At 61.7% G+C, this 12,552-nt stretch carries 13 protein-coding genes; 10 read left to right on the forward strand and 3 right to left on the reverse strand.

The features are described 5' to 3' along the window. The first annotated feature begins 21 nt into the window (after positions 1-21). The 10 genes from ATO6_RS22560 to ATO6_RS22605 are packed head-to-tail and all read left to right on the forward strand — an operon-like array spanning position 22 to position 8,924. Complete coding sequence (locus ATO6_RS22560; protein WP_028095366.1) at positions 22-489, forward strand: copper chaperone PCu(A)C; 468 nt, start codon at positions 22-24, stop codon at positions 487-489. Continuing rightward, on the forward strand, positions 489-1,115 hold the full coding sequence (locus ATO6_RS22565; RefSeq protein WP_028095367.1) for an SCO family protein: 627 nt from the start codon (positions 489-491) through the stop codon (positions 1,113-1,115). Before ATO6_RS22560 ends, ATO6_RS22565 begins: the two co-directional genes overlap by 1 nt. Then, complete coding sequence (locus ATO6_RS22570; protein ID WP_028095368.1) at positions 1,112-2,485, forward strand: M23 family metallopeptidase; 1,374 nt, start codon at positions 1,112-1,114, stop codon at positions 2,483-2,485. Before ATO6_RS22565 ends, ATO6_RS22570 begins: the two co-directional genes overlap by 4 nt. 3 nt (positions 2,486-2,488) lie before the next feature. Beyond that, a complete protein-coding gene (locus tag ATO6_RS22575; protein WP_028095369.1) occupies positions 2,489-2,944 on the forward strand; it encodes a DUF411 domain-containing protein in 456 nt (151 codons plus the stop codon). A 12-nt stretch (positions 2,945-2,956) separates the two neighbouring features. Next, entirely contained in the window at positions 2,957-3,739 is a 783-nt protein-coding gene (locus tag ATO6_RS22580; protein ID WP_028095370.1) for a ZIP family metal transporter, read from the forward strand. Between the two features lie 28 nt (positions 3,740-3,767). Further along, positions 3,768-4,226: a signal peptidase II gene (gene lspA / locus ATO6_RS22585; protein WP_009503845.1), complete on the forward strand. Its 459-nt coding sequence runs from the start codon at positions 3,768-3,770 to the stop codon at positions 4,224-4,226. Next, positions 4,193-5,806, forward strand: a complete 1,614-nt coding sequence (gene lnt, locus ATO6_RS22590) for an apolipoprotein N-acyltransferase (protein WP_028095371.1) — start codon at positions 4,193-4,195, stop codon at positions 5,804-5,806. Before lspA ends, lnt begins: the two co-directional genes overlap by 34 nt. After that, positions 5,797-5,964 carry a hypothetical protein gene (locus ATO6_RS25215; RefSeq protein ID WP_009503847.1) on the forward strand — a complete coding sequence of 56 codons (168 nt, stop codon included), beginning with the start codon at positions 5,797-5,799 and terminating at the stop codon, positions 5,962-5,964. The genes lnt and ATO6_RS25215 overlap by 10 nt, the downstream gene beginning before the upstream one ends. Before the next feature lie 60 nt (positions 5,965-6,024). Beyond that, the gene (locus tag ATO6_RS22600; RefSeq protein ID WP_223870726.1) at positions 6,025-7,926 is read left to right on the forward strand and encodes a penicillin acylase family protein; all 1,902 of its coding nucleotides are present in this window, start codon (positions 6,025-6,027) and stop codon (positions 7,924-7,926) included. Beyond that, entirely contained in the window at positions 7,923-8,924 is a 1,002-nt protein-coding gene (locus ATO6_RS22605) for a cytochrome c oxidase assembly protein (protein ID WP_028095373.1), read from the forward strand. The genes ATO6_RS22600 and ATO6_RS22605 overlap by 4 nt, the downstream gene beginning before the upstream one ends. A gap of 219 nt (positions 8,925-9,143) precedes the next feature. On the opposite strand, the gene ATO6_RS22610 is transcribed toward ATO6_RS22605, so the two are convergent. From ATO6_RS22610 to ATO6_RS22620, 3 genes are all read right to left on the reverse strand, one after another. Beyond that, positions 9,144-9,656 (reverse strand): murein L,D-transpeptidase family protein, encoded by a 513-nt coding sequence (locus tag ATO6_RS22610; RefSeq protein ID WP_035367119.1) that lies wholly within the window; start codon positions 9,654-9,656, stop codon positions 9,144-9,146. Positions 9,657-9,838: 182 nt separating this feature from the next. After that, positions 9,839-10,105 (reverse strand): zf-TFIIB domain-containing protein, encoded by a 267-nt coding sequence (locus ATO6_RS22615; protein ID WP_035367121.1) that lies wholly within the window; start codon positions 10,103-10,105, stop codon positions 9,839-9,841. Positions 10,106-10,139: 34 nt separating this feature from the next. Further along, positions 10,140-12,494, reverse strand: coding sequence for a cation-translocating P-type ATPase (locus ATO6_RS22620; protein WP_028095376.1), 2,355 nt, complete (start codon positions 12,492-12,494; stop codon positions 10,140-10,142). Positions 12,495-12,552: the final 58 nt, after the last annotated feature.

The raw sequence follows: 12,552 nt of genomic DNA on the forward strand, positions 1-12,552 counted from the left end.
ACAAAGGGCAGGATCAGAACGATGAAAAAGTATATTTTGACCAGCACACTGGCGGCGCTTTTGACCCTTGGAGGGTTCTCAGCGCCCGCGCTGGCCGGACCCGAGGATGTTGTCGTCGAGAACGCGTGGTCCCGCGCCTCCATCGGGATGAACCGTCCCGGGGCCGCTTACATGACGATCCGCAACACTGGCGACGAGCCAGTGACGCTGATCGGCCTTACAACGCCGCTCGCGATGATGCCCGAAATTCACGAGACGAAGACAAATGCCGAAGGTGTGAGTTCCATGAACCCGGCGGGGGAGATCGCGATCGCCCCGGGCGAGAGCGTCGCGCTCGAACCGGGGGGCCTGCACGCAATGCTGATGCGGCTGCAAGAACTGATGACGGAAGGGGACACCTTTCCGCTGACCCTGCTTTTCGAAGACGGAGGCGAAGTGACGGTCGAGGTGCCGATCCTCGGAATCGCCGCGCGGGGGCCAGAGGACTGATGCGGCGACGGGCGATCCTGGGGTACGGGGCGGCTGGTGTCGGGGCGGTCGCCCTGATGCTCTTCGTCGGTTGGTGGCAGGTCGATGGACCCGGTGGACCTGAACCTGTCGGGCAGCGGCCTGTGGCCCTGACCGAGATGGATTTCCGTCTGACGGATCATGAGGGCAACGCGGTCGGGCCGGAAACCCTGATCGGTCGCCCGACGATGGCGTTCTTCGGCTTCACCTACTGTCCCGATGTCTGCCCGACCACGCTCTCGGACATTTCGGGATGGCTCGACGATCTGGGAAACGAGGCCGACGAGATGAACGTGGTTTTCATCACGGTCGATCCCGAGCGCGACACTGTCGAAACGATGGCCGAATATGTCGGCTACTTCCATCCTGCGCTCCGTGGCTGGACGGGGCCGGAAGAGCAGATCGCGCGCGTCGCGGACGGCTTCCGCGCCACCTACGAGCAAGTACCGACGGAGAGCGGCGATTACACGATGAACCACACCGCGAGCGTCTTCCTGTTCGCAGCCTCTGGGCGGTTCGTCACCATGATCGACTATCACGAAGCCAGAGAATTCGCGGTGCCGAAGATCCGTCGCGCGCTGGCAGAAGAAATGGAGGGGGCGACATGAGGCTCAGAACTTTGGCGGCGGGTGTCGCAATTGCGGGGACGGTTTCGGGAGCGGCTATCGCCATCTCTGATCTTTTGTCGAAAGAACCCGTGCCGCCGGAACTTGCCCAGGCAGGTAGCTGGATGCCCCAAGGTCCTGAAGCCCCTAGAAACGTTGACATCCTCGTGACGCTGCCCGCGACGGCATGGGCAGAGGATGCACCCGACCTCGGCTCCCTACCCCTTCTGCAGGTCGCGTTCGCCGACAGGCCGGTAAGCGCGATCGAGCCACCGCTGTCGACGTGGTCGCGCGACATTGCACCTGGCGAGACGCTCGATTTCTTGCTGTCCGAAGCTGGACTTGCGGCACCTGACAGAGCCGAAGTTGCCCTCGCGCTTGGCGCGGAATACGATCTGCGACGGCTGCGGCCGGGGCACTCGGTCACTGTTGCTTCGACCATGGACGGCAGCCCCCGCACCGTCGCACTTGCCGTCGAGGACGGGGTTCGGATCGAGGTGGTGTTCGGCGAGCGGTTGTCCACACAGGTCGTGACTCCGGATCCGGAGATCGTAACCCTTGCCGGCGAAGCGGTGATCGACAGCTCGATCTTCGCGGCACTCGAAGAAGCCGGCATACCCGCCCGTTTTTCCGTGGACCTTGCGCAGATGCTGGGTGGGACCGTGGATTTCCGCCGCGAGATGGCCGGCGGCGAAGCACTAAGGCTTCTCTGGCGTGAGGCGCGGGTCGGCGAGGACAGGATCGGACAGCCCGAACTCGCCTTCGCCGCACTGGAGATCGGCGGTTCGCTTTACGAGATCGTATGGCCGGACGACGGCAGCGGTCAGGCGACGATCTACGTCGATGGCGAGGTGCTGCGCGTCTTCGCACAGCCGGTCGAGGGTGCGCGCCTCAGCTCGGTGTTCGGACGCCGCACGCATCCGGTCTTTGGCAACGTCCGGATGCACACAGGCGTCGATTTCGCAGCGGCACGTGGGACACCGGTTCAATCGACGGCACCGGGGCGGGTTAGTTTCATTGGCTGGCGCGGTGGCTATGGCCGTGTGGTCGAAATCTCGCACGGCTCCGACACCATGACGCGCTACGCGCATCTGAGCGCCGTGCCGGAAGACCTGGCACAAGGCCAACGCGTTGCGGCGGGAGATGTGATCGGCCGCGTCGGCGCGACTGGCACGGCGACAGGTCCGAACCTGCACTACGAAGTCCTCGTGGATGGGCGCCCGACTGACCCCCTCACTGACGACCGGCTCGCCGAAGCAGCTGAGAGCGAAGCGGATGATACCGCCGCGCTCTCGCGTCTGGCCGAGGCGCGGGCGCTTCTGAATGAAAACCTCGGCAGCGAGATTGCCGAAACGACAACCGAAAGGCTCTGACCCATGAAACGCATGACCCAAGCTCTTGCCATCACGCTCGCCCTTTTCCCGGCGGCCCAGGCCCTCGCAGAGGCAACGGCGATCGACGTCCGCAAGACGAACGGTTGCGGCTGCTGCCTCTCGTGGATGAACCACCTCGAAGAGAACGGTTTTGTGCCGACCGGCCAGGACATGTTCGGTGGGTCGCTGGTTCGCTTCAAGCTCGACAACGGCGTGCCGCAGCGCATGGTCTCCTGCCACACCGCGCTCATTGACGGCTACGTGATCGAAGGCCATGTACCGGCCGCTGACATCCGCCGCCTTCTCGATGAGCGCCCGGACGCAGTCGGTCTCGCCGTGCCTGGGATGCCCTATGGCTCGCCCGGCATGGGGCCAGAAGACGACCGCGAGGCCTATGATGTCTTCCTCATCCGCGAGGACGGGTCGACGGAAGTCTTTTCGAGCTACGGCGAAGGATAACCTGGCCCGCCCATGGAAAACCTCTCTCCGATCATGCTCGGCTTCCTCGGAAGTCTGGCTGCCGGATCGCTCACGGCAGTCGGAGCAGTTCCCGTGTTGTTTGGACGCATCCCGTCGCGGGCCACACGCGATCTGTCGCTCGGCTTCGCTGCCGGTGTGATGCTCGCCGCTTCCTTCTTTTCGCTGATCATCCCGGCATTGGATGCGGCCGAGCCGATGTTCGAGAACGGCGCGATGCCTGCGGCCATCGTATGCGTCTCGATCCTCTTGGGCATGGGGGCTGTCGCGCTGATGAACGAAAAGCTGCCGCACGAGCATTTCAAGACGGGACGCGAAGGGCCCGAAGCGGCGTCTTTGCGGCGGGTCTGGCTTTTCATCATCGCGATCACGATCCACAACTTCCCCGAAGGCCTCGCGGTCGGGGTCGGCTTCGGATCCGGAGGTATGGAGGGCGGTTTGCCGCTTGCTGTCGGCATCGGGCTTCAGAATGCGCCCGAAGGATTGGCCGTCGCTGTATCTCTGCTGGGCGAGGGATATCCGAAGCTGCGCGCCTGGGGCATCGCGGCGCTGACGGGCATGGTCGAGCCGATTGGCGGCCTGCTCGGGGCCGGGATCATCACGCTGTCGGAACCGCTGCTGCCATGGGGACTGGCCTTTGCCGCGGGCGCAATGCTCTACGTCATCAGCCACGAAATCATCCCCGAAACCCATCGCAGCGGCCATCAGAACAGGGCGACGCTCGGTCTCGCAGTCGGGCTCGTTCTGATGCTGTTTCTCGATGTCTGGTTGGGATGAGGCAATGTCATCATACAAAGTATCTGCGATGATCGGCGTCTTTGCAGCGCTTGCTGCGTTCGCGATCGATCAGATCACCAAAGCCATTGTCGTTGCGAATGCCGTCACTTTAAGCGCCGGGATTTCCGTGTTTCCGGGATTCAACCTCGTCTTTTATCGTAATGACGGCGTGACTTTCGGGATGCTGGGCGGCGCTCCGTGGTGGAGCCTCATCGCTCTCGCTCTTGCCATCTGTGTTTGGCTGGGGGTTATGCTGTTTCGCGCCGAAAATGCGGTCGAAACACTTGCCTATGGCGCGATCATTGGCGGAGCCTTGGGCAATGTTATCGATCGTGTGCGGTATCGGGCTGTAACAGACTTTCTCGATTTCTACATTGGCACAACACATTGGCCTGCCTTCAACATGGCCGATATATTTGTTGTCAGTGGCGTGGGGCTCTTGCTCGCCGCGCCATGGATCAGCGCGCGGCGTTCGATCAAGTCGTGAAACCGAAAATTCTGAACCGCATCGCTCTGCGCCACCGTTTGCTTTCGCGGATGACGCTTGGTTTCGCCGCCGGGGCGCTGACCGTTCTGACTTTCCCGCCTTTCTCGCTTCTCCTGCTCGTTCCCGTTGCCTATTCCGCGTTCTTTGTCGGTCTTCGCGATCTCTCCCTAGGGCGTGCTTTCCTCGTCGGCTGGGCGTTTGGTCTTGGCCAGTTCGGTTTCGGGATTTCGTGGATTGCAGAGAGTTTCTACGTCGAGGCCGAGCGGTTCGGGGCGATGGCGATCCCGGCTGTCGCGGGATTGTCCGCAGGTCTCGCAATTTTCCCAGCCATTGCCGCAGCGCTCTTCGCCGAAATCGCGCGGCGCGGAGCCCTGGGTAGTCTCCTCGCCTGCCTCCTGTTCACGACCTCCTGGACCGCGACCGAGTGGTTGCGTGGTCACGTTCTGACAGGGTTTCCCTGGAACCTCGCCGGCTACGCACTTGCCGACTACGCCGCCCTTCGCCAGACCGCCGCCTGGGTCGGAAGCTATGGGTTAAGCTTTCTCAGCGTGTTCGTCGCGGCACTTCCCGGCGCGGCTGTCATGACGTCCGGGCGGCAACGATTGACCGTTTCGCTCATGGCGCTGGCCGGCATCGCGACGATGTGGGCTGTCGGTACGCTTCGCCTCCAGTCGGATGCACAACAGCCACCCGGTGTCGACCTGCGCATCGTCCAGGGCAACATTCCACAAGAGGAGAAATGGGCGCCCGAGAACCGCGAGGCGACCTTCGCGCGCTATGTTGAGCTTTCAACCCAGCCCGGCGATTTCGACGTTCTTCTTTGGCCGGAAACCGCCTTTCCGGGTTTCCTCGATGAGGATACGGAGGCGCGGGATCGCATTGCCGCAGCGCTACCAGACGGCAGCATGCTGCTCACCGGGGTGCCGGACCGTGTACCGAGCGAGGATGGCACCCGATATTTCAACACGGTCCAGGCTTTTGGCGAGACCGGCAGAATCCTGACCGGATACGCGAAACACCATCTCGTACCCTTCGGCGAATATGTGCCATTCCGTGGCTGGTTGCCCATCGAGCGACTCACGGCGGGTCTGGGCGATTTTACGCCCGGACCGGGCCCGCGAACGCTTGCGCTTCCGGGTGTGCCCCTGGTCGCCGTGGCGATCTGCTATGAGATCATCTTCCCAAGCCATGTGGTCGACGACCTGTTCAGGCCGGACTGGATTTTCAACGCGACAAACGACGCCTGGTTCGGCACCAGCATCGGACCCGAGCAGCATCTGGCTTCCGCACGGATGCGTGCCGTAGAGGAAGGCCTTCCTGTCATCCGAGCCGCGAATACGGGCATCTCCGCGGTCATCGACGCGAACGGTGACCTCGTCGCGCGGCTCGGCAACGGAGAAACCGGTGTAATAGATGCGGCTCTGCCCTCTGCTCATCCGTCAACGCTATATGCGCGCTTCGGCGACTGGGCGCTGCTGGCTCTCATCTTCACTACTTGGGCCGTGGGACTGGCTGCAGGTCTGGTCGGCACACACCGGTGCAACAAGAGAACACGAACGGAGAAAAAGTCATGCTGGTAATCGCGGGCATTGTCGCGGGTGCGATCTGGGGTGGATATCTGGCGCGACGCCGAAAAGGAAACCGGCTGGATATCCTCCAGTATGCGGCGAGTTCGGCGATCGCCTTCGGTCTTCTCACCTATTTCGTTTCGGTGGTCCTCTTGCGCATCTTTGCATGAGAAGGGTTTCGAAACGGCACCGACGTGAGACGTCTTTTCAACATATTACTGTACGGGTTCTTGGCGATCTGTATCACGGCATCGGTTGGTTCCGGGTTGGTCTATTTTCTGCTGAGCGCATCCGTTCCCGACTACAACGAGGACTTCTCGGTAGCAGGCTTAGGTGGACCGGTCGATATTCTGCGAGATGCCTCGGCAATCCCGCACATTACCGCGAGTTCCGCCGCGGATGTCTATTTCGCGATCGGCTTCGTTCATGCGCAAGACCGACTCGGTCAGCTGTTAAGGGCAAGGCGAATGGCCGAAGCTTCTTGGCCATCCGATGAGACATTGTCCGTTGCGCCAGCGGTCTCAGACGCGCTCGAATCCTATGCCGCCGGCGTCAATGCGTGGCTCGAGCTGGTGTCGGCGGGAGGGCGCGGCAGAGGCTCGCCGGAACTGTTGATCGCAGACGAACGGTCGATCGATGCCTGGACACCTGGCGATAGCCTGAGGATTGCCCGGTCTTTTCTGAATGGCCTGCGACCGGAAAGCGCACGGAAAGGAACGCCGAGCTTATCAAGTGCAATTATACCGTCGGATCGACCAAAAGTGCTCGAACTATTTGCGACTGATCCGCAGCAGCGCCTCGATGCATGGGCGATAGACGGTGACCGAACCGCTGCCGGGACACCAATTCTCGCCGCCGATATCAGCGGTTCCCTGTCGCTGCCCTCGGAATGGTATCTCGCCGATCTTCAGTTTTCGACAGGGCCGGCCATAGGGGCCACGATGCCGGGCGTACCTTTCGTTATTGTCGGTCGCAATACGCGCGTCGCCTGGGCCTTCCGGTCATTTCCCGTGCCAGACGAGGAGGCACCAAGGGGGCCGTCACCCGTGCAGGCGGCAGGTTTCCTGACGATGCTGGAGCTGTTCACGCGTTCGGCCGACGCGACCGATGCCATCGGAGTTGCCGCAGACATGTTGCCGAAAGGCATGGAGGCATTGGCCATTGACCGAGAGACCGTTGCCCGATGGCCAAAAGAGGAAGCCGTACGAGCGTTGTCATTTCGCGACATTCGACTGGCGGAGCTTGAAGCGCGGCAATCGATCTTCTCGACTGAAGGCGCCATCGGTGTTCAAAGGGACACCGTAAGTACCGTGGCGCGAACCCTGCTGCCCCTGATGGCGAAGGAGCTTTGGTTCGTGCAGTCCAGAGACAGCATCGAAGGCACCGATGCGAACGACCTTCGTCGTGAACTACTGGACAGGCTTGCGTCGTGGAATGGCGACATGGATCGCTATTCACCGGAACCTCTGCTGTTCTGGACTTGGCTCCGGGCTTTGCAGCAGCGCATTTTGAAAGACGAATTTCCGGCAGCGCAGCAACTCTGGACCCGTCCGAACCCGAACTTTCTTTATGCGGTACTCAGCGATCGTCGCGGTAGCGCAATCTGGTGCGACATCCGCCTATCCTCACCTCGCGAGACATGCGAGGAGCAGGTTCGCGTGGCCCTGGATGATGCCCTTGGCTGGCTGGTCGATCGATATGGGCGCGATCCCTCGACGTGGACCTGGGGGGAGGAGCATAGATTGGACATGCAGTGGTCGCCGATCAGTTCACGTGGGTTGCTGACCAACCTGCTGTCCCTTCAAGCGCCGATTTCAGGCGATCCGTTTACGCAATTCTTGACATCATTTGGTGTTGAAGAAGACCGTCCATTCCTTGTGAGTGCCGGAAGCAATTTTCAGGCGGTCATGTCGATATCGGAAGCAGCGGGATCATACTACATCACGCCCGCCGGACAGTCGGGACATCCGCTATCTCGATTCTACGACAATCTCTTTCCCTCGTGGATACAAGGCGAATACCTCGCCATGTCGACCGATCTGTCACTGGCCCGTGGCGGCGCTTCCGGGATCTCGCGGCTCACACCGGCTACCTCCGACAACCCTCGGATGAGCGAGGGCCAGAGCGAATGATCACAAACTTCTTCTTCCTTTACGACCCTTTCGGCTATGTGCTGTCACCGGTGTCGCTCATTGTTGTCGGTCTTACAGTATGGCTGTTTTTGCGTGGGCTCAAAATACACGCTCGCTGTCTCGGAAGGGTTTCTGGTTGGCGTCGAACCGCCTTCTTTGTCGGCCTCGCGGCCGTCCTCGTCGCGACGAATGGGCCGCTCGCGCCATTGGGGCACAGTCTGTTTTCGGTACATCAGGTCGAGCATCTTCTTCTGCGACTGGTAGGACCGCTTCTTATCGCGGTTTCTCAGCCCTGGCTTGGCCTTCAAGCCGGATTGAAAAGGGAATGGCGCCGACGCCTTGCCGCGATTGGGCGTGCGCGCATCCCGCGATTCTTGGCGCTTCCTGCATCTGCCACCTCCTTGTTGATTGGTGCGCTTTTCGTCTGGCAGATCCCGATGATCTACGCCCTTACACAACGTATTGCGGCGATGGAAGCGCTGGCACATCTGTCTATGGTGCTTGCTGGGCTTTGGTACTTTGCTATGCTGTTCGATCTGCGTGATCCGCCTGAAGGAGCGCGGCGCGGCGCTCGGCTGATGTCAGGGTTCGTGGTGATCGTTTCCAACATCTTTCTGGGCTCCCTGACAACGCTCAAGGAGGTGCCCCTCTATGGATCAGAAATCATCGCAGCGAGCGGTGGTCGACTTCGCGCCCTGGCTGACGAGACAATCGGTGGCTACGTAATCTGGGTCCCGTCGTCGATGGTTCTCATCGCGGCAATCATTCTGGTGCTGAACGGCTGGAACGCGGCGGAGGAACGGCGCTGGACGTCCCGCTACGACCTGATGCGCCAATCGAATGCGGCGGCGCTCGAGTTTCCGGAAACCGCGGAGGAACTGCGTCTGAAAGTAGAGAAGCCGAACCGGGACATGGGCCGTACGCTCGCCCTTGGCGCATTCTCCATGTTCATGGTTGTCATGATTACCGTCGTGACCATCGTCTATGCCCTCGGATAGATTGAATTCGACATGAGACCAGACGCATTCTTCTCCGCTAGGGCCCGCCTGTTTCGCCACTGCCACGGCTGGACACATATTGTAGTGTCCTTACGCGTACCGGGTGCTTGCGCTGGCCCCCGGCGGCGAGCGTCACTTTAGCCGTGATCGCCATCGAAGTGATCAACGTGGCCCTGTGCCGACGATTTTCCTGATCTGACGGAAGATCATCTCCTCCCATCAGGCGTAGATGTCGATCGGTGTTCCGTCTTTCACCATTGCATAGATGTCCTCGATCTGCCGATCTGTGACCGCGATGCAGCCAGCTGTCCAGTCGCGGACATCCGTTGGGTCGATCCCTGGGCGTGGACCACCATGGATGAAGATGTCGCCGCCGGGGGAAAGGCCCTGCGCTTCAGCGAAGGCTATGTCGGCCTCATTCGGATAGGAGATGCCAACCGAAAGATGATACGTACTGTCGGGGTTGCGCTTATCGACTACGTAAGCGCCCTCAGGGGTCCGGCCGTCTCCCTCGAATTGCTTGTGACCCTCAGGAGCGAAACCCAGCCCGACCGGATAGGTTTGCAATACGCGATCGGCTCCGTCCAGAACAAGCAAACGCTGCCCCTTGTAAAGCCGAACACGGGTCACCTCGGGTCCGCCATAGCTGCGGAACTTGCTGGCACAGCCAGACAAAAACGCTGCCAACCCGCCCAACAGGACGGCGCGGCGGGGAAATCGGATGGTTTTCACTGCTCGATGCCTCTTTCGTGAGGTCTGATATGGACATTACGTTACCTTGCAAATGCTGCGTGATCAATGTCCGTGGGCAAGCGCGGCCTTTGCGATCTCTGGACCAACCTGCTCACCGCTGAATGCCTTGCGGGCCTACCGCAGCGCCTTGAGGGCGACCGGCAGGGAGGCCACGGCAAGCCTTAATCGAACAACTCGTGAAGCCAGGATTTGCGCCGATAGCCGTGCTTTCCGCGCCGGTAGCCGCGATCATCGTCGTAGCCGCGCGGCTCAGGCACCCGCTGAGGCGCCACATCGGGTGCCGAACGCTCGATGATCTTGTCCAGTTCGCCCCGGTCGAGCCAGACACCCCGGCAATCGGGACAGAAGTCGATCTCGATCCCCTGGCGGTCGGTCATGCTCAAGGGCACCTCGCAAACCGGACACATCATCCTGCCCTTCACGCTCATGTCTCGTCTCGGCTCCTTTCCGGGTTCTCCCAGTTCAATGACCATGTGCCAGCGCCCCTTTGGCCAAGCCTTCGCCAACCTGTTCACCGCCGGACGGCGGCGCCTTGGCCTCTTGGCTGTTAAGCAGGCGCAGGGCGTTGGCCACCACCAGCAATGACACTCCTACGTCGGCTGCAATAGCGCCCCACATCGATGCCAGTCCGAACGCGGTAGCGACAACGAAAACGCCCTTGGTCGCCAAGGAAATACCGATGTTCTGATGGATAATCGACATTGTCCGGCGCGAATGACCGATCAGCCAAGGCACCTTGCCGAGGTCGTCGGTCATCAGGGCAATATCCGCCGTCTCGATTGCCGCGTCCGAACCAACAGCGCCCATCGCGATGGCGTAATGCGCGCGCGCCATGGCGGGGGCGTCGTTCACCCCGTCGCCGATCATGGCCACCATGTCATGCGTTTCGACCAGTTCTTCGATGGCTGTCACCTTGTCTTCGGGCAAAAGCTCGGCACGGACCTCGTCGATGCCGACCTCGGCTGCAACGGCGCGCGCTGTCCGCTCGTTGTCGCCCGTCAACATGACGATGGTCTTCACGCCTTGCGCGTGGAGCTGTGCCACGATGCCCTTGGCGTCGGGGCGGATACGGTCGCGCAATTCCAGGATGCCGGTCACGCCGGTGTCGTCGCCCACGGCAACAAGGGTGCTGCCAGCCCCTTCGATGCGGTCGCGCAGATCCTTCGGAATGGCGTCGCCGAAACCCTTCTCCTCGGCAAACCGGTCGGACCCTAGCCAGATCGACCGGCCGTCTGTGCGTCCTTCAAGTCCCCTACCGGGAACGGTTCGGGTGTCTTCCGCGGCGGACACATTGATGCCGTCGGCTTCTGCCCGCGCGAGAATGGCACGCGCCAAGGGATGCGAGGAACGTGCCTCCAGCCCAGCGGCGAGGGTCATCAGATCTTGCGCCGATGCTTTGCCCAGCGGATGCACCGCCGCCACCTCGGGCTCGCCCATGGTGATCGTGCCGGTCTTGTCCATGGCCAATGCAGTGGTCTTGCCCGGTGCCTCAACATATGCACCGCCCTTGATCAGCACCCCCGCCCGCGCAGAGGCGGTGAGTGCAGCGACGATGGAGACCGGTGTCGAGATGACCAGAGCACACGGGCAGGCGATCACCAGCAGCACGAGTGCATTGTAGAACCAATAATCCCAGGCCCCACCGAAAATGAGCGGCGGCAACAGGGCAATTGCGATGGCGAGAGCCATGACGATAGGCGTGTAGATGCGGGCAAATTTCGCCACCCACTGCTCCACCGGCGCGCGGCGGGCATGGGCGTCGCCGACCATGCGGATAATCTTGGCCAACACGGTGTCCGAGGCGGCCTTCGTGGCGCGCACCGTCAGTGTGCCTTCGCCGTTGATCGTACCGGCATAGACATCGTCGCCCCGTTCCTTTGGGACCAGCGCACTCTCTCCGGTGATTGGCGCCTGATCGACGGCCCCTGCCCCATCGACAACCTCACCATCCAATGGGATGCGGTCTCCGCCGCGCACGACGAAACGTGCGTTGATAGCAACCGCGGAAGCCGGTACGTCCGCTTCCGAACCGTCATCATAAAGAATTCTTGCCGTCGGCGGCGCCAGGTCCAGCAGAGCTGAAACCGCATTCCTCGCACGCCCGACGCTCCAGCTTTCGAGGAAAAGCGAGAGCGAGAAGAAGAACGCAACCGTCGCCGCCTCGAAAAATTCGCCGAGGCCAATTGCACCCGCGACTGCGACTACCATGAGCAGGTTCATGTCGGGCGACAGCCGCCGTGCGGACGACCATGCCTTGGGCGCCACGAGCCAAACACCGAACAGGATCGCAACCGCGAATAGCCCTGCCTCGACCAGTGGCATCGGCGCTTCGCCGTGCCCTGCGAAGAGGCCGAGTGCCCCCCCCATGCCGGTCTCGATGATGTGCCACAGAAATCCCGCGGCCCAGAAGCCGCCACTGAGCGCCGTAAACAGCCGCTGGCGTGCAAGATGGGCCGCCTGGTCGACCGACGCGTTTTCGGCATCCCAGGGCTTGGCGGTCATGCCGGTGCTTGCGACCAGCTCTGCAATTTCGCCGTCCGATACACTCTTGGCGCTGTCGAGAATAGTCATCCGTCCATTGATCACGTCGAACGCGAGATGCTCGGCCCCGCCGATCTTCGGGCCGACCACCTTGTTCAGGATTGCTACCTCCTCGGCGCAATCGAGGCCGGACACCTGAAAACTGCGCCCGCCCGCTGGCGCGGGCGTCGTCGGAACGATGTCGCCGCACGTTCCGGCGCTCCCGCAGCAGCTGCCGCCGCTTGTCTGGGCATCTTCGGCGTGATCGTGGTCGTGACGATGGGTGTCGGACGGCATGAATGGACCTCTGGATTCGGGTGCTTTACCATGACATAGCCCCTACAGTAGCTAGAGC

The organism is Oceanicola sp. 22II-s10i (assembly GCF_002210105.1).
GTDB lineage: Bacteria > Pseudomonadota > Alphaproteobacteria > Rhodobacterales > Rhodobacteraceae > Pseudooceanicola.